The sequence below is a fragment of the Propionibacterium acidifaciens genome (genome assembly GCF_003798325.1).
Lineage (GTDB): Bacteria > Actinomycetota > Actinomycetes > Propionibacteriales > Propionibacteriaceae > Propionibacterium > Propionibacterium acidifaciens.
On sequence record NZ_CP033719.1, the window covers coordinates 2,207,948 to 2,225,873 of the forward strand.

Sequence of the window (17,926 nt, forward strand, 5' to 3'; positions counted from 1 at the left end):
ACGTGTCATGAGCGATCACGAGTTCGTGTCCCACTTCGACGACTCCGTGCGCATCGACGCCGGGGGGACGGCCACGGAGATCGACGAGACGACGCTCGCCGAGATGCGCGAACTGGCCGGGCGCTATCCCGACCCCCGCTCGGCGCTCATGCCGATGCTGCACCTCGTGCAGTCGGTCGACGGGCGCGTCTCCGACGCCGGCGTGCGGGCCTGCGCGCAGATCCTGGGCATCAGCACCGCCCAGGTCAACGGCGTGGCCACCTTCTACACGATGTACAAGCGCCGCCCCGGCGGCGAGCAGCACATCGGCGTGTGCACCACCTCCCTGTGCGCGGTGCTCGGCGGCGACATCCTGCTCGACCACGTCGAGCGCAGGCTCGGCATCGGCGAGGGCGAGACGACGCCGGACGGCAGGTTCAGCCTCGAGCGCCTCGAGTGCAACGCCGCCTGCGACTTCGCGCCGGTCATGATGGTCAACTGGGAGTTCATGGACAACATGACCCCCGAGAAGGCCGACCGTCTGCTGGACGACCTGGCGGAGGGCAGGACGGTCCGCTCCAGCCGCGGCGCGACGATCACGAGCTGGCGGCAGGCCGAGCGGGTCCTCGCCGGCTTCGACGACGGCCGGGCCGACGAGGGGCCCAGCGCGGGCGAACCCAGCCTGCGCGGAGTGGAGTACGCGCGGGAGCACGGCTGGACGGCCCCGGCCGAGCCGTCGTCCGAGGACCGGGAGGCGTGATGACCGACAAGCTGACCCCCATCCTCTCGGCCCACTGGGGCGAGGATGGCTCCTGGCGGCTCGAGAACCACGTGGGCCACGGCGGCTACGGCGCCGCCCGCACCGCGCTCACGACGATGAGCTCGGCGGAGGTCATCGCCCTCGTCAAGGACGCCGGCCTGCGCGGCCGCGGCGGCGCGGGCTTCCCGACGGGCATGAAGTGGTCCTTCATCCCCCAGGACAACCCGAACCCGAAGTACCTCGTGGTCAACTGCGACGAGTCCGAGCCCGGCACGTGCAAGGACGTGCCGATGCTCATGGCCACCCCGCACACGCTCCTCGAGGGCATCATCATCGCCTGCTACGCGGTCAACGCCCACCACGCCTTCGTCTACGTGCGCGGCGAGGTGCTCCACGTGATCCGCCGCCTGCGCAAGGCCGTCGCCGACGCCTACGCGGCCGGCTACCTCGGCGCGAACCTGTTCGGCACCGGATACGATCTCGACGTCGTCGTCCACGCCGGCGCGGGCGCCTACATCTGCGGCGAGGAGACGGCCCTGCTCGACTCGCTGTCGGGCCGGCGCGGCCAGCCCCGGCTGCGCCCGCCGTTCCCGGCCGTCGAGGGCCTGTACGCCTGCCCGACGGTGGTCAACAACGCCGAGTCCATCGCCTCGGTGCCCGCGATCGTCGTCCACGGTGCCGCCTGGTACCGGCAGATGGGCACCGAGCGCTCCAGGGGCGCGACGATCTACTCGGTGAGCGGGCACGTGAAGCGCCCCGGCCAGTTCGAGGCCCCGCTCGGCATCACGATGCGCGAGCTCCTCGAGATGGCGGGCGGCGTCCGCGAGGGCCACGAGCTGAAGTTCTTCACGCCGGGCGGCTCGTCCACCCCGATCTTCACGACGGAGCAGCTCGACGTGCCGCTCGACTACGAGGCGGTCTCCGCGGCCGGCTCGATCCTCGGCACGAAGGCCCTCCAGTGCTTCGACGACACCGTCTCGGTGGTCCGCACGACGCTGCGCTGGACCGAGTTCTACAAGCACGAGAGCTGCGGCAAGTGCACCCCGTGCCGCGAGGGCAGTTGGTGGCTCGTCCAGACGCTGCGCAACATCGAGGCCGGTCGGGGCGCCCCGGGCGACGTCGACAAGCTGCTCGACATCTGCGACAACGTGTCGATGAAGAGCTTCTGCACCCTCGCCGACGGCTTCGTCGCCTGCATCAGGAGCGCCGTCAGGAACTTCCGCAGCGAGTTCGAGGCCGGCTGCCGGGGCACGCCCGCCTGGGAGCTCCTCCCGTACGAGGCCAGCGCGCTCTTCGCGCCGCCCCGCGAACGCCTCACCGTCCAGTCCACGAACGAAGGGGGTGCGGCATGAGCGCCGACGTCGCCGCGAAGCCGGACACGGTCACCTTCACCATCGACGGCACCGAGGTCGAGGTGCCCAAGGGCACGCTCGTCATCCGGGCCGCCGAGATGATCGGCCTCGAGATCCCGCGGTTCTGCGACCACCCGCTGCTCGACCCGGTCGCGGCCTGCCGCGCCTGCCTGGTCGAGGTGCCCGACGCCGGCAACGGCCGTCCGATGAAGCCCCAGCCGGCCTGCGCGCTCGCCGCGATGCCCGGCATGCGGGTCGAGACCGGTGAGTCCAACGAGACGGTGGCCAAGCACCAGCGGGGGATGCTCGAGTTCCTCCTCATCAACCACCCGCTCGACTGCCCGATCTGCGACAAGGGCGGCGAGTGCCCGCTGCAGAACCAGACGATGAGCCACGGCCCGGGCGAGTCCCGCTACGAGGGGGCCAAGCGCACCTACGCCAAGCCCATCCGCATCAGCGCCGAGATCCTCCTCGACCGGGACCGCTGCGTGCTGTGCCAGCGCTGCACCCGCTTCAGCAACCAGATCAGCGGTGACGACTTCATCAGTCTCGCCGAGCGCGGCGCGATGAGCCAGATCAGCGGCTACGAGGAGCAGCCGTACTTCTCGTACTTCGCCGGCAACATCGTCCAGATCTGCCCGGTCGGCGCCCTGACCAGCGCCGACTACCGCTTCCAGTCCCGCCCGTTCGACCTGGTCAGCACGACGACCAGCTGCGAGAACTGCGCGGCCGGCTGCGAGCTGCGGGTCGACCACCGGCACTACTCGGTGCGCCGCCGGCTGGCCGGTGACGACCCGGCCGTGAACGAGGAGTGGAACTGCGACAAGGGCCGCTTCGGCTACCGCTCGGCCCAGGACGGGCGCCGGCTCACGAGCCCGCTCGTGCGCCGCGACGGCGAGCTGGTGCCCGCCGGCTGGCACGAGGCCATCGACGCCGCGGCCGCCGGGCTGAGGGCCGCCGGGGCGGTCGGGGTGCTGCCCGGCGGGCGGCTGACGCTCGAGAACGCCTACGGCTGGTCCCGCTTCGCCCGCGCCGTGCTCGACACCGACGACATCGACTTCCGGGCCCGCCCGGTCAGCGACGAGGAGACCTCCTTCCTCATGGCCCATGTCGCGGGCCGCTCGTTCGACGAGTCGGTCCACTACGCCGACCTGGAGAGCGCCGGACGCGTCGTCCTCGTGGCCCTCGAGCCCGAGGACGAGTGCCCGATCGTCTTCCTGCGCCTGCGCAAGGCCTGGCGCAAGCGCGGTCTCGAGGTCGTCGCGCTGGCCCCGTTCAGCAGCCGCGGCTCCCGCAGGACGGGCGCCCGCCTGTGGGCCACCGCCCCCGGCCAGGAGGCCGCCCGGCTCGCCGAGCTGGCCCGGGAGGGCGGCATCGACGAGCGGACGATCATCCTCGTCGGCGAGCGCGCGGCGACGAGCCCCGGCGCGTTGAGCGAGGTCGTCGCCCAGGCGCGGGCCCACGGCGCCCGCTTCGCGTGGATCCCGCGGCGCGCCGGCGAGCTCGCCGCCCTCGAGGCCGGCGCCCTGCCCGGGCTGTTGCCCGGCGGGCGGACGAGCGCCGATCCGAGCGCCCGCGTCGACGTCGCCGCCGCCTGGGGCGTCCCGTCGCTGCCGGCCGGGGGCGGCCGGGACGTGACGCGCATCATCGGGGCGGCCCTCGACGGGCAGCTGAAGGCCCTCGTCACCGGCGGCATCCAGGCCGCCGACACGGCCGACCCGGCGGCCTTCGCCCGGGCCCTCGATGCGGCGGACTTCGTGCTGAGCCTCGAGCAGCGCCCCAGCGACGTCACCGAGCACGCGGACGTCGTCCTCCCGGTCGCCCTGCTCGAGGAGCAGGCCGGCACCCTTCTCGACTGGGAGCACCGCCCGCGCCCGGTCGCGCTCATCAACGCCGCGAACCGGGCCCCGATGACCGACGTGCGCGTGCTGGCCGCCCTGGCCGACGCCCTCGGCTCCGACCTCGGCGTGCGCGGCCCGGCCCGGGCCGGCGAGGACCTCGCCGAGCTGGGGCCCTGGTCCGGCGCCCGCGCCGGATTCGAGCCCCGTTCGGCCGGGCCCGCGCCCGAGGGCGAGGGCATGCTCCTGGCCGGTTGGCGGCTGCTCATGGACGACTCGGCCGCCCTCGACGGCGCCGACTTCGCCCGGGCCGCCGCCGCGCCGCCGACGATCGCCCTGGCCCCGGCCGACGCCGAGGCCCTGGGCCTGGCGCCGGGGGCGCGGGCGAGCCTGCACGGCCCGGCCGGCTCGCTGAGCCTGCCGGTCCGCGTCGAGGCCGACATGGTGCCCGGCGTCGTCTGGGCCCCCCTCAACTCCGCGGGGCCGCTGGCCGCCGTGCTCGGCGTCCGGCCCGGTTCCCGCGTCAGGGTCGAGGCGGCGCGCGTCGCCCCGCCCCCGCAGACCGTCGATCAGGGAGGTGCAGCATGAACCCGCTCGAGAGCGCCGTCTTCGGCCCAGATCCCTGGTGGTTGGTCCTCATCAAGGTCGTCGGCGTCTTCGTCGTCCTGCTGGTGTGGACCATCTTCAACGTGTGGTTCGAGCGCCGGGTCCTCGGCCGCATGCAGAACCGCAAGGGCCCGATCATGAACGGCCCGCTCGGCCTGCCGCAGGCCCTGGGCGACGGTGTGAAGCTGCTCCTCAAGGAGGACTTCCGTCCGGCCCGCACGGACCGGGTCGTCTTCTCGCTGGCCCCGATGCTCATCGCCATCGCGGCCTTCAGCTCCTGGGCGGTCATCCCGCTCGGTGGCGAGGTGTCGATGTTCGGGCACGTCACCAGGCTGCAGGTCTCCGACCTGCCGGTCTCGGTGCTGCTCGTCCTGGCCATCGCCTCGGTCGGCATCTACGGCGTCGTCCTGGCGGGCTGGGCCTCCAACGGCACCTACTCCTTCCTCGGCTCGATGCGCGCCACGGCGCAGCTCATCAGCTACGAGGTGTGCATGGGCCTGTCGCTCGTGACGGTCTTCATGTTCGCCGGCTCGATGAGCACCAGCCAGATCGTCGAGGCCCAGATGCAGCACCTGAGCCTCTTCGGGCTGGAGACCTTCTTCCCGGCGCACTACTGGCTGCCGCTGCTGCCGAGCTTCTGCATCTACATCGTGTCGATCTTCGGCGAGACGAACCGCCTGCCCTTCGACCTGGCCGAGTGCGAGTCCGAGATCGTCTCGGGCCACATCACCGACTACTCGGGCTTCCGCTACGCCATGTTCTTCCTCGCCGAGTACATCAACGTCGCCACCGTCTCCGGTGTGTGCACGACGCTCTTCCTCGGCGGCTACGGCGCGCCCTGGCCGCTCAGCATGGTTGACGCGGTCAACCACGGCTGGTGGGGAATGCTGTGGTTCTTCCTCAAGGCCCAGCTGGTCGTCTTCTTCTTCGTGTGGGTCCGGGCGGCGCTCCCGCGCTTCCGCTACGACCAGTTCATGAACCTGGGCTGGAAGTGGCTCATCCCGATCTCGCTCGTGTGGATCCTGGTCTTCTCGGTCCTGCGCGGCGGCATGGTCAACGGCTGGTTCGCCTCGCCGGTGGTCGCCGTCCTCGTCGGGGTGCTCATCGTCGCCCTCCTGGTCTGGGCGCTGTGGCCGTCCCGGCCGCCCGAGGCCGAGGAGGAGGCCCCGGAGGCCGAGTTCGACGCCTTCGCCGGCGGCTACCCGGTGCCGCCGATGCCGGGCCGTCAGGCCCGCCAGTTCGCCGGCATCGTCGCCGAGTCCGGACCGCCCGGAGAACCGGGGGGACCGTCCGGGGCCGCCCCGGACGGGCCGTCGACGACGGGGGAGGAGCACTGACATGGGAGCCTGGTCCGGCTTCGGAATCACCTTCCGAACGATGTTCCGCAAGTCCTTCACGCAGAAGTACCCGCAGAAGGGCGCCGAGCGCGTCGTCGCGCCGCGCTTCCACGGCCGTCACCAGCTGAATCGCTGGCCCGACGGGCTCGAGAAGTGCGTCGGCTGCGAGCTGTGCGCGTGGGCCTGCCCGGCCGACGCCATCTACGTGGAGGCCGGCGAGAACACCGACGAGCAGCGCTTCAGCCCCGGCGAGCGCTACGGCAAGGTGTACCAGATCAACTATCTGCGCTGCATCCTGTGCGGCATGTGCATCGAGGCCTGCCCGACGCGCGCGCTGACGATGACCAACGACTTCAAGCTGGCCGACCGCAGCCGCGAGAGCCTCATCTACGACAAGCAGCGCCTCCTGGCGCCGCTGCTGCCCGGCATGGAGGCCCCGCCGCACGCCCGTCGTCTGGGCGACGACGAGAAGGACTACTTCCTCGGCCTGCCGCCCACCGGCCAGCTCGACGAGCGGGGCGCGGCCGACGCGGTCGGCGTGCGCGCGCCCGCCCGGGCCGCCGGCACGAACCCAGTTCCGCACGAGACGGGAGCCGCATGATGATCCCCCTGCTCACGGCCCAGGCAGTCGCCTTCTGGGTGTTCGCGGTGCTGGCCGCGGTGGCGGCGCTGGGGCTCGTCCTCAGCCGCAAGCCGGTGCACTCGGCGCTGTGCCTGGCGGCCGTCATGATCTGCCTGGCCTGCCTGTACGCCAGCCTCGACGCGCCCTTCCTGTTCGTCGCCCAGATCATCGTCTACACGGGCGCCGTCATGATGCTCTTCGTCTTCACGATGATGATCATCGGCGTCGACTCGGTCGACGCGATGGTCGAGACGATCAGGGGCCAGCGCGTCGCGGCCGTCATCGGCGCCCTCGGGCTGCTCGTGCTGCTCCTGCTGGCCGTCGGCCACGGCGTCCTCACCGACTCGAAGGGCCTCGGCGCGGCGGTCGGCGACCAGGGCAACGTCCGCTCGCTGGCCTACCTCGTCTTCGGACGCTATGTCTTCGCGTTCGAGGCCACCGCGGCCCTGCTCATCACGGCGGCCCTGGCCGCCATGGTGCTGGCCCACGGCGAGCGACTCCACCGCAAGGAGCGTCAGCAGGCGCGCGCCGCCCGTCGGGTCCGCGAGTACGCGGAGCACGGCGTCGACCCGGCCCCGCTGCCCAGCCCCGGCGTCTACGCCCGCCACAACTCGGCCGACCACCCGGCCCTGCTGCCCGACGGCTCGACGGCCGAGGGATCGGTGGTCCCGACGCTCGCCGCCCGCGGCGTCGTGGTCGTCGACAGGGGCCGTCTCGTCGCACCGAACATCGCCGCCGACCGTGCCGTCCGCGCCGTGCGGGACGACCAGCACGGCCTGCTGCCGGGAGAGCACGAGCTGCCGAGCCCGGGGCCCGCCTCCGAGCTGACCGGCGCCGAGCCGGCTGCCGGGCCCGACGCCGAGCCGGCGTCCACCGGGGCGCATCGTCGCGAGGAGGACGAGTGATGAATCCGAACGCCTACATCATCCTGGCGGCCATCCTGTTCTGCATCGGGCTGCTCGGCTTCATGATCCGCCGCAACGCGCTCATCGCCTTCATGTCGGTGGAGCTCATGCTCAACGCCGCCAACCTGGCGATGGTGACCTTCTCGAGCGTCCACGGCGGCCTGGACGGGCAGATCGCGGCCTTCTTCGTCATGGTCGTCGCGGCCGCGGAGGTCGTTGTCGGACTGGCCATCATCATCACCATCTTCCGTACCCGCCGGTCGGCCTCGGTCGACGACGAGAACCTGCTGAAGCACTGAGGGGGCTGCGGTGACTCTTCTCGAAACACTCACTCCGGTGGCGGCCACCGGCGCGTTCGGCGCCGCCTGGCTGCTCATCGCGATCCCGCTCGCCGTGTCGGGCATCCTGCTCGTCGTCGGGCGCGTCGGAGACTCATGGGGTCATCTGCTCGGCACCGTGTCCCCGATCGCCGCCTTCGTCATCGCGCTGGTCGAGTTCGTCCAGATGCTCGGGGCCCCCGCCGCCGACCGCGCGGTCTCGGTGCCCCTCTACACGTGGATCGAGGCGGGCGGCCGCTCGGTCCGGATCTCGCTGCTCGTCGACCCGCTGTCGATCCTCTTCGCCCTGCTCGTCACCGGCGTCGGCTCGCTCATCTTCATCTACTCGATCGGCTACATGGCCGACGACCCGAAGCGCCGCCGCTTCTTCGCCTTCCTCAACTTCTTCCTGGGCGCCATGCTGACGCTCGTGCTGGCCGACAACTACATCATGCTGTTCATCGGCTGGGAGGGCGTCGGGCTGGCCTCCTACCTGCTCATCGGCTTCTGGCAGGACCGCAACTCCGCGGCGCTGGCGGCCAAGAAGGCCTTCCTCACCAACAAGGTCGGCGACCTCGGACTGCTGTGCGCCAGCTTCGCGATGTTCGCCCTGTTCGGCTCGGTCTCCTTCGCCGACGTCAACGCCGGGGCGCCGGGGCTGTCGCACGGCTGGGCCACGGCGCTGGGCCTGCTCCTCCTGCTGGCCGCCTGCGGCAAGTCCGCCCAGGTGCCGCTGCAGGTGTGGCTGCTCGACGCCATGGAGGGCCCCACGCCGGTGTCGGCGCTCATCCACGCGGCGACGATGGTCACCGCCGGCGTCTACCTCGTCGTCCGCTCGCAGGCGATCTTCACGCTGAGCGACGAGGCCGCCCTGGCCGTCGCCATCGTCGGCCTGTGCTCGATCTTCGCCGGCGCCTGGATCGGCTGCGCCAAGGACGACATCAAGAAGGTGCTGGCCGGCTCGACGATGAGCCAGATCGGCTACATGATGCTCGCCGCGGGTCTCGGCCCGGCGGGTGTGGCCTTCGCGATCTTCCACCTGCTCACGCACGGCATGTTCAAGGCGAACATGTTCCTCGGGGCGGGCGCCGTCATGCACGGCATGGACGACGACACCGACATGCGCCACTTCGGCGCGCTCGCCAAGGGCATGCCCTGGGTCTTCGGCACCTTCGCGATGGGCTACCTCGCGATCATCGGCTGCCCGTTCTTCGCCGGCTACTACTCGAAGGACCACATCATCAACGCGGCCTTCGGCAAGGGCCAGCTGTTCGGCTGGCTCGCCGTCGCCGGTGCGGCGATCACCGCCTTCTACATGACGCGCCTCATGATGATGACCTTCTTCGGCCCGTCCCGCCACCTGCCGGGCGTGCACCCGCACCGCCCGGGCCCGGTCATGGTCCTCCCGCTGGTCGTCCTGGCCATCGGATCGGTCGTCGGCGGTCTGGTCCTCAACGGCTGGATCCAGGGCTGGCTCTCGGACGCCGTCGGCGCCGAGGTCGAGCCGGTCCACGTCGTGGAGACGGGCGCCATCGCGTGGGTCACCCTGGCCGTCGTGGTGTGCGGCGTCGTGCTCGGCGTCGTGCTCTACCGCCGCCCGATCGCCCAGCGGACCCCCGTGAGCCGGAACTTCTTCGTCAACGCCGGGCGCAACGAGCTCTACGCCGACTCGTTCAACGAGGCCGTGTTCATGCGCCCCGGCCAGCGGCTGTGCGGCGGTCTGGAGCTGACCGACCGCTACGTCGTGGACGGCGCCGTCACCGGCAGCGCCGCCGCCGCCAAGGGGGCGTCCGGCGTGCTGCGCCTGCTCGAGAACGGATATGTCCGCAGCTACGGCGCCCTGATGACCTTCGGCGCGGTCATCATCGGCGTCGTGATGATCCTGGGCCGACTGGCCTGAGGAGGAGGAGAAATGACATTCCCCTGGCTCACCCTCGTGGGGCTGCTGCCGATCGCGGGCTCGCTCCTCGTCCTCGTCCTGGGAGGCCGCGGAGGCAAGGCCGTCGCCCTGTGCGTCGCCCTGGCCGATCTCGTCCTCGGCGTCGCCATCTGGCCGATGGACTCCCTCGCCGAGAGGCACAGCTGGATCGGCGCCATCGGCGCCTGGTACGCCCTGGACGCCGATGGCATGACCAAGCTGCTCGTCCTGCTCACCGTCATCCTCGTGCCGATCGTCCTGCTCGCCGAGTGGCGCGTCGGCGACGGACGCGTCCCGAGGAGGAGGGCGGGCAGGCCGGTCGAGGCCGACGGCGTGCTGCCGCCGCGCTGGAGCACCGAGGCCTTCATGGCCCTGGCCCTGATGCTGGAGGGCTTCACCCTCTACGTCTTCATGGCCTCTGACCTGCTGCTCTTCTACATCTTCTTCGAGGCCACCCTCATCCCGATGTACTTCCTCGTCGCCGGCTGGGGCGGGCCGGGCCGCACGGGCGCCGCGTTGAAGTTCCTGCTCTACAGCCTCCTCGGCGGCCTCGTCCTGTTGGCCGGCGTCATCGGCATGTACGCGCTGTCCGCCGGGCGGGGCGCCCCGAGCCTGCTCACCTCCGACCTGACCGGCCTGCCGATGGGCACCGGCACCGAGCGCTGGCTCTTCGCGGCCTTCTTCATCGCCTTCGCGATCAAGGCCCCGATGGTTCCGGTGCACACCTGGCTGCCCGACACTGCCGAACAGGCCCGGCCCGGCGCCTCCTCGCTCCTGGTGGCCACGCTCGACAAGATCGGCACCTTCGGCATGATCCGCTTCTGCCTGGCCTTCTTCCCGGGCGCGAGCACGTGGGCGACGCCCTTCGTGCTGACCCTGGCGGTCATCTCGATCTTCTACGGGGCGTTCATGGCGATCGGAGCGAAGAACCTGCTGCGTCTGGTGGCCTGGACCTCGGTGAGTCACTTCGGCTTCATGGTGCTGGGCATCTTCTCGTTCACCACCGCCTCACTGACCGGCTCGATCTTCTACATGCTCGGCCACGGCTTCAGTGCGGCCGCCATGTTCCTCGTCGTCGGCTTCCTCGCCGACCGGCGCGGCTCCGCCCTCGTCGCCGACTTCGGCGGGGCCCAGAAGCTCGTCCCGGTGCTGGCGGGCGTCTTCCTCGTCTCCGGCCTGGCGACGCTCGGCCTGCCCGGCCTGGCGAACTTCGCCGGCGAGTACCTCATCATGTCCGGCGCCTGGAGCCGGCACCTGGTCTTCGTCGCGGTGGCCGTCGTCGCCACCGTCCTCGCCGCGGTCTACGTCATGCTGGCCTACCAGCGGGTCTTCACGGGCCCGGTGACCGAGGCGAGCGAGAAGCACATGACGCGGGACCTGAACGGCCGCGAGCGGGCCGTCATCGCGCCGCTCATCGTCCTCATGCTGTTCTTCGGCCTGGTGCCCAAGCCGGCGCTCGACCTGGTCGCCCCGGCCGCGCAGCAGGCAATGGTGCACGTCTCGGCGTCCGATCCGGCGCCGAGCGTCTCGAACGGGGGTAAGTGAGTCATGACAAGTCCCACGATCGAGTACGGGCTCATCGCCCCGCTGCTCGTCATGCTGTGCGGGGTGCTGTGCGCCGTGCTCGTCGAGGCCCTCGTGCCCCGCACCCGGCGCTTCGACACGCAGTTCGGCCTGGCCCTGCTGGCCCAGCTCGTCGCCCTCGCCCTCGTCTGCGCCGGCTGGTCGGACGTCCCCGGTGCGGCCGTGGAGGGCAGCCTGAGCGTCGACGGCCCCACCCGCGTCGTGTGGGCGATGATGCTCGTCTTCGGGCTCGGCGCGACGCTCCTGTACGGCGAGCGGCGCGTCTGCGGGGGGACGAGCTCCTTCGCCGCCCAGGCGCACACGGTGCCCGGCTCCCGCGCCGAGCACGAGGCCATCGCCGCCCGCCAGGAGAACACCGAGGTCTTCGCCCTGCTCGAGCTGTCGCTGTTCGGCATGCTCGTCTTCCCGGCCGCCAACGACCTCCTCACGATGTTCGTCGCCCTCGAGATCCTCTCGCTGCCGCTGTACGTCATGTGCGGCCTGGCCCGGCGCCGGCGCCTGCTCTCGCAGGAGGCGGCCCTCAAGTACTTCCTGCTGGGGGCCATGTCCAGCGCGCTCTTCCTGTTCGGCGCGGCCCTGCTGTACGGCTTCTGCGGATCCTTCACCTTCGCCGACATCGACGCGGGCGTCACGCTCGGCATCGAGTCCCAGACCCTGCTCATGGCCGGTCTGGCGCTCACGACGGCGGGGGTCCTGTTCAAGATCGGCGCCGTGCCCTTCCACTCGTGGGTGCCCGACGTCTACACCGGAGCCCCCACCCCGGTCACCGCCTTCATGGCCGTGTGCACCAAGCTGGCGGCCTTCGGCGGCCTGCTGCGCCTGCTGTTCGTCGCCCTCGGCGGCGCGCGCTGGGACTGGCAGCTCGTCATCGCCGTCATCGCCGTCTGCACGATGATCTTCGGCGGTTTCGTCGGTCTGGCCCAGACCGACGTCAAGCGCCTGCTGGCCTACTCCTCGATCGCCCACGCCGGCTTCATCCTCGTCGCCGTCGTCGGCGCCATGGCCGGTCCCGCACTGGCGCAGGGGCGCTCCGGCTCGGTCTCGGGCGTCATGTTCTACCTGGCCGGCTACGGCCTGGCGACGATGGGCGCCTTCGCGGTCCTCACGATGGTCCGCCGCAGCGGCGGCGAGGCCACCGGCTTCGAGGCCTGGGCGGGCCTGGGACGCCGCGAGCCCGTGCTCGGCGCCATCATGACGCTCTTCCTGCTGTCGATGGCCGGCATCCCGATGACCGGCGGCTTCGTCGGCAAACTGGTGGCCTTCAGCGCCGGTTGGCAGGGCGGCTACGCGTGGCTCGTCGTGGTGGCGGTCGTCATGTCGCTGGTCACCGCGGCCTTCTACTTCCGGCTGGTCAAGGTCATGTACTTCGACGAGCCCGACGGGTCCGTCGACGTCGTCAAGGCCGGGACGCCGACCTGGACGGTGATCGCTGTTGGTGCCGTCGGTACGCTTGTCCTTGGTCTTGCACCCGGTTTCGTGCTCGACCTTTTCACGAGCGCAGCAGGATTCCTGCGCTGATAGGAGACGACCGTGAGCCAGGCCGAGGACGACGCCTTCGCCGGGGCCATCGACGAGCAGCTCGCCGCCATCGAGCACCGGCTCGGACAGGTGGCTCTCGGGGCCGACAATCCTTTCCTGGCTGAGGCCGCGGATCATGTGATCCGGGCCGGCGGCAAGCGCTTCCGCCCGATGCTCGTGGCGGTCGCCAGCCACCTGGGCCCCCGGGCCGAGCTCGCCGACGTGGTGCGCGCGGCCGTCGTCATCGAGCTGACCCACGTCGCCTCGCTCTACCACGACGACGTCATGGACGAGGCGGACCTGCGCCGCGGGGTGCCCAGCGCCAACGCGGCCTTCGGCAACTCGACGGCCATCATGGTCGGCGACTGGCTCTTCGCCCGGGCGTCCACCGAGGTCACCCATCTCGGCACCGACTACGTGCGGCTCCAGGCCGAGACCTTCGCCGAGCTCGTCGCCGGCCAGATCGGCGAGATGAAGGGCCCCCGGCCCGGCGTCGACCCGATGGAGCACTACCTGCGCGTCATCGAGGGCAAGACCGGCGCCCTCATCCGCACCTCGGCGCTGTTCGGCGCCATGGTCTCCGGCGCCGACCGGAGGGTCGTCGACGCGATCGGGCGCTACGGCATGCGGATCGGCGTGGTCTTCCAGCTGGCCGACGACCTCATCGACATCACGAGCGACGAGACCGGCAAGACGCCCGGCACGGACCTGCGGGAGGGCGTCCTGACGCTGCCCACCCTCATGCTCGCCGCCAGCGACGACCCGGCCGACGCCGAGCTCACGGCCCTCATCCGCACGGGGCTGGGCGACGACGCCGAGCTCGCCCGCGCCCTCGCCGCACTGCGGGCCAGCCACGTCATCGGCGAGGCCCGGGCGGAGATCGAGCGCCGCGCCGAGCTCGCCCGCGCCGAGCTGTCCGTCCTGCCGGCCGGACCGGCGCGCCGCGCCCTCGACCGGCTGTGCGACGAGGTCGTGAGCCGCTCCGTCTGAGCAGGGCCGAGGCCCGGAATGCGGGGGACAAGGTCGTCCCCGGCGTACACTCGGCCCCTGATCCAGCAGACGGGGCGCCGCCCCGCACCGAGCAACCGAAGGGTGTGTCATGAGCATCACTGCCGTGCGACGCGTGAACCTGCGGACGCAGGTGCTCGACCAGTTGCGCGAGGCGATCCTCGACGGTCAGCTGACGGTGGGGGAGCACCTCAACGAGACCGAGCTGGCGTCGCAGTTCTCCGTCAGCCGCGGCACGGTCCGGGAGGCGCTGCGCGCCCTCGAGCAGGCCGGGCTGGCCGAGTCGGCCTCGCACGGGCGCCTCGTCGTCCGCTCGTTCGACGCCACCGAGGTCACCGAGCTGTACGAGGTGCGCTCCTTCCTCGAGTGCGGCGCCGCCGTGCGTCTGGCGCGCAGCACGGACCGCGAGGCGAAGGCCGATGCGCTCGCCGAGGCCCTTCCCGCGGAGGACCCGAGTGACCTGTCCGAGGCCGTCGAGCAGGACTTGGCCTTCCACCGCAGGCTGTGCGAGCTGTCCGGCAACGGGCTCCTGCTCGCCAAGTGGCTCGAGCTCCAGGACCAGATGCGCATCGTCATCGTCGCCGGCGCCATGAACGAGGGCGCCAACATCCCCGTCATCGTCACCCGCGCCCATCACGAGCCGCTCGTGAGGATGCTGCGCTCCGGCGGCGAGGACGGGATCATCAGGGCCTTCGCCGACCACATGAGCAGGGCCGGCTCCTTCTGGGTCTCCCGCATGGGCGCCTGAGCCCCGGGCCCGTCGCTGGGCCCGCCTCCCGTCGCGCGGGTGGGGGCGCCAGGGCCGGTGGGGCGTCGCGCCCCGCCCGCCGGTTCCCCCGGCTGCCGTCCGGTGCCGGTCGATGGCCGGGCGCCCGCCCGCGGATTTCTCCTTCATGACGATTCCCAGGGCTGCTGCGGTGTCTGGCCCGCCCGCGGATTCCGCTTCTCCGGGACTCTCTGGGCCCTCGGGCCGGGCCGGCTGCCGGGCCCGCCCGCGCGCCCGCGGGCTCCCCCGGGCCACCGCGCACAAGACCCACTTGGCCCGCCCGCTGATTCCCTCGAGCAGACGACCGTCAGCGAGCCGACCAGGTCAGGTCCGCCCGCGCGCCCGCGGATTCCCCGCCACCGCCGACATCGCCGCAGACGCCCGCATCGGGCCCGCCCGCGCAGCCATCCCGTCCGACGCAGCCTCGGCCGCCTCGTGCGGATCCCCCTTCTTCGTGCCCCGGAGTGCTTGACGGTGGGGGAGGGACCGCCTTATCGTTTATGTCAACAGTCGACAGAAAACAGTTGATTGTCGGATATCACAACGACGTGAGGAGATCCAGACATGGGACTCGGAACTGGTGTTGGCCCTCGAACGGCGGTGGTGACGGGCGCCGCCTCGCCCCACGGCATCGGCCATGCGACCGCCCAGCGCTACGCAGAGGAGGGCTGGGCGGTCGTCGTCCTCGACATGAACGGGGAGGGCGTCACGAGCGCGGCCGAGACCATCGCGGAGGACACCGGCGCCCAGGTCGCCGCCTACGCGGTGGACGTCACGAACCGCGAGCAGGTCTTCGACACCGCCAAGCGGATCGCGGCATCCGATCTTCCTCCGGTGGGGGCCCTGGCCAACGTTGCCGGCATCCCCTCCCCGGTGCCCTTCCTCGAGGTCACCCCGCAGCTGTGGGACAGGGTCATCGCCGTCAACCTGACCGGCGTCTTCAACACCTGCCAGGCCTTCCTGCCCGCCATGATCGACGGCGGCTACGGCCGCATCGTCAACATGAGCTCCGTCTCCGCCCAGCAGGGCGGCGGCGTCTTCAGCAAGACCCCGTACTCGGCGGCCAAGGCCGGCGTGCTCGGCCTGACCCGCTCGCTGGCCCGCGAGATGGCCCCGCAGGGCATCACCGTCAACGCCATCTGCCCGGCCGTCGTCGCCACCGACATCCGCGCCGGCAACAGCGCCGAGGACGAGGAGAGGCTCACCGCGACCATCCCGATGAGGCGCCAGGGCACCGGCCGCGACATCGCCAACATGTACGTCTGGCTGTCCAGCGAGGACGCCGGCTACGTCACGGGAACGACCCAGTCGATCAACGGCGGCGCCTACATCGCCTGACGCGTCCGAGGAGGAGTGACAATGACAACCAACCGCGAACCGATCACGCCGGAGCGCCTCGAGACGCTCCGCATGGCGGCCTACCGCATCCGCCGCAACGCACTGCGCGAGGCCGAGGTGCAGGGCGAGGGCTACATCGGCCAGGCCCTCGGCCTGTCGGACGTGCTTGCCGCGCTGTACGTCGACCAGGCCAGGATCGACCCGAGGAACCCCGAGTGGGAGGACCGCGACCGCGTGCTCGTCTCGATGGGTCACTACGGTCTGGCGATCTACGCCGCGCTCGTCGAGATCGGCATGATCCCCGAGGACGAGCTGGACACCTACGCCACCGACGACTCCCGCCTGCCGATGTCGGCCATGGCCTCGTACACCCCCGGTGTCGAGATCTCCGGCGGCTCCCTCGGCCACGGCCTGGTCATCGCCAACGGCATCGCCCTCGGTCTCAAGCGCAAGGGCAACACCGGGAACGTCTGCTACAACGTCCTGTCCGACGGCGAGCTCGACGAGGGCTCCACCTGGGAGGCCGCGCAGACCGCGGCCCACTTCAGGCTCGACAACCTCATCGCGATCGTCGACTTCAACAACCAGCAGGCCGACGGCAGGAGCCAGGAGATCATGGGCACCGAGTCCATCGACGGGCGCTTCCGGGCCTTCGGCTGGGAGACCCGTCGATGCGACGGCAATGACCTGGGCAGGGTCGTCGAGCTCCTCGAGGAGCTCCGCCACGGCGTCGACAGCGACAGGCCGCGCTGCCTCGTCGTCGACACCAGGCTCGCGAAGGGCGTGGACTTCCTCGAGACCCGCGAGAAGCTCCACTTCATGAGGGTCGCTCCGCAGGAGTGGGCCGTCGCACAGCAGCATCTCAAGGAGGCATACGGACTATGAGCCCCAAGAAACTCGTCTCCGGCGCGATGAGCGCCGACATCGACCGCGAGGGTCAGCGCACCACGGCCGCCCCGCTCGGCCACGCCCTGCTCGAGGTCGCCGAGTCCGACGAGCGTCTCGTCGGACTGTCCGCCGACCTGGCCAAGTACACCGACCTGCACGTCTTCCGCGACGCGATGCCCGACCGCTTCTACCAGGTCGGCATGGCCGAGATGGCCCTGGTCGGCGCGGCGACCGGCCTCGCCCAGGAGGGCTTCATCCCCTTCGCCTCGACCTACTCGGTGTTCGCCACCCGCCGCGCCTACGACTTCATCTGCCTCGACGTCGCCGAGCGCAGCCTGAACGTCAACATGGTGTGCGCCCTGCCCGGTCTGACCACCGGTTACGGCCCGTCCCACCAGGCCACCGAGGACATCGCGATCCTGCGCGGCATGCCGAACATGACGATCGTCGACCCCTGCGACGCGATCGACATCGTCCAGGCCACCCCGCAGCTGGCCGCGTACGACGGCCCGACCTACATGCGGGTGCTGCGCGGCAGGGTGCCGGTCGTCCTCGACGAGTACGACTACGCCTTCGAGCTGGGCAGGGCCAAGGTCGTCCGCCCCGGAAACGAGGTGCTCATCGTGTCGACCGGCCTCATGACCGAGCGCGCGCTCGACGCGGCCAAGGAGCTCGCCGGTGACGGCATCGACGTCTCCGTGCTGCACTGCCCGACCCTCAAGCCGTTCGACACCGAGACCGTCCTCGCCGAGATCGCCGAGGACCGGCTCGTGCTCACGGCCGAGAACCACACCGTCATCGGCGGTCTCTTCGGCGCCGTGGCCGAGGCCATGGCGACGAGGGGCGTCACGAAGCGGATCCACCCGGTGGCCCTGCCCGACGAATTCCTCGACGCCGGCGCCCTGCCCACCCTGTACGACCGGTACGGCGTGAGCACGGCGAAGATCGTCGAGCGCGTCAAGGGTCTGCTGGCCTGAGCCGAGCGCCCCGTCGGGGCCCGGTGCGGGGAGGACCCCGGAGGTCTTCCCCGCCCCGCCGGCGGCGGTGCGGCGGGTTCGCTGGTACCGCCAGCGGCGGTGGGGGAGCGATGAAGACCCCCGCCGTCGTCCCGCACGACCGGATCGAGGGCGATCCGGTCCGGCGGGCAGCGGAACGCACCGGATGCGTCCCGCCGATCAATCACCGAGAGG

15 protein-coding genes are annotated in these 17,926 nt (G+C 71.3%); all 15 read left to right on the plus strand.

Annotation, left to right across the window (positions count from 1 at the left end):
- The first annotated feature begins 7 nt into the window (after window positions 1-7).
- Window positions 8-739, plus strand: coding sequence for an NADH-quinone oxidoreductase subunit NuoE (gene nuoE, locus EGX94_RS09330; RefSeq protein ID WP_043122126.1), 732 nt, complete (start codon window positions 8-10; stop codon window positions 737-739).
- A complete protein-coding gene (gene nuoF / locus EGX94_RS09335; protein WP_021797952.1) occupies window positions 739-2,091 on the plus strand; it encodes an NADH-quinone oxidoreductase subunit NuoF in 1,353 nt (450 codons plus the stop codon). Before nuoE ends, nuoF begins: the two co-directional genes overlap by 1 nt.
- Window positions 2,088-4,517, plus strand: a complete 2,430-nt coding sequence (locus EGX94_RS09340; RefSeq protein ID WP_123826227.1) for an NADH-quinone oxidoreductase subunit G — start codon at window positions 2,088-2,090, stop codon at window positions 4,515-4,517. The genes nuoF and EGX94_RS09340 overlap by 4 nt, the downstream gene beginning before the upstream one ends.
- Window positions 4,514-5,872 (plus strand): NADH-quinone oxidoreductase subunit NuoH, encoded by a 1,359-nt coding sequence (gene nuoH / locus EGX94_RS09345; protein WP_021797416.1) that lies wholly within the window; start codon window positions 4,514-4,516, stop codon window positions 5,870-5,872. The genes EGX94_RS09340 and nuoH overlap by 4 nt, the downstream gene beginning before the upstream one ends.
- Window position 5,873: 1 nt before the next feature.
- Window positions 5,874-6,473 (plus strand): NADH-quinone oxidoreductase subunit NuoI, encoded by a 600-nt coding sequence (gene nuoI, locus EGX94_RS09350; RefSeq protein ID WP_021797419.1) that lies wholly within the window; start codon window positions 5,874-5,876, stop codon window positions 6,471-6,473.
- Window positions 6,473-7,399, plus strand: a complete 927-nt coding sequence (locus tag EGX94_RS09355; protein WP_051383786.1) for an NADH-quinone oxidoreductase subunit J — start codon at window positions 6,473-6,475, stop codon at window positions 7,397-7,399. Before nuoI ends, EGX94_RS09355 begins: the two co-directional genes overlap by 1 nt.
- Window positions 7,399-7,698, plus strand: a complete 300-nt coding sequence (gene nuoK / locus EGX94_RS09360) for an NADH-quinone oxidoreductase subunit NuoK (protein ID WP_028706233.1) — start codon at window positions 7,399-7,401, stop codon at window positions 7,696-7,698. Before EGX94_RS09355 ends, nuoK begins: the two co-directional genes overlap by 1 nt.
- 10 nt (window positions 7,699-7,708) lie before the next feature.
- Window positions 7,709-9,616 carry an NADH-quinone oxidoreductase subunit L gene (gene nuoL, locus EGX94_RS09365; protein WP_021797410.1) on the plus strand — a complete coding sequence of 636 codons (1,908 nt, stop codon included), beginning with the start codon at window positions 7,709-7,711 and terminating at the stop codon, window positions 9,614-9,616.
- A gap of 12 nt (window positions 9,617-9,628) precedes the next feature.
- Window positions 9,629-11,179 (plus strand): NADH-quinone oxidoreductase subunit M, encoded by a 1,551-nt coding sequence (locus tag EGX94_RS09370; protein WP_021797414.1) that lies wholly within the window; start codon window positions 9,629-9,631, stop codon window positions 11,177-11,179.
- Between the two features lie 3 nt (window positions 11,180-11,182).
- Window positions 11,183-12,736, plus strand: coding sequence for an NADH-quinone oxidoreductase subunit NuoN (gene nuoN, locus EGX94_RS09375; RefSeq protein ID WP_021797413.1), 1,554 nt, complete (start codon window positions 11,183-11,185; stop codon window positions 12,734-12,736).
- Window positions 12,737-12,748: 12 nt separating this feature from the next.
- On the plus strand, window positions 12,749-13,726 hold the full coding sequence (locus EGX94_RS09380) for a polyprenyl synthetase family protein (protein WP_021797411.1): 978 nt from the start codon (window positions 12,749-12,751) through the stop codon (window positions 13,724-13,726).
- A gap of 109 nt (window positions 13,727-13,835) precedes the next feature.
- Window positions 13,836-14,492, plus strand: coding sequence for a GntR family transcriptional regulator (locus EGX94_RS09385; protein WP_043121383.1), 657 nt, complete (start codon window positions 13,836-13,838; stop codon window positions 14,490-14,492).
- A 582-nt stretch (window positions 14,493-15,074) separates the two neighbouring features.
- Window positions 15,075-15,848: an SDR family NAD(P)-dependent oxidoreductase gene (locus EGX94_RS09390; protein ID WP_021798349.1), complete on the plus strand. Its 774-nt coding sequence runs from the start codon at window positions 15,075-15,077 to the stop codon at window positions 15,846-15,848.
- 21 nt (window positions 15,849-15,869) lie between these two features.
- Window positions 15,870-16,733, plus strand: a complete 864-nt coding sequence (locus EGX94_RS09395; protein ID WP_021798331.1) for a transketolase — start codon at window positions 15,870-15,872, stop codon at window positions 16,731-16,733.
- The gene (locus tag EGX94_RS09400) at window positions 16,730-17,713 is read left to right on the plus strand and encodes a transketolase family protein (RefSeq protein ID WP_021798347.1); all 984 of its coding nucleotides are present in this window, start codon (window positions 16,730-16,732) and stop codon (window positions 17,711-17,713) included. The genes EGX94_RS09395 and EGX94_RS09400 overlap by 4 nt, the downstream gene beginning before the upstream one ends.
- Window positions 17,714-17,926: the final 213 nt, after the last annotated feature.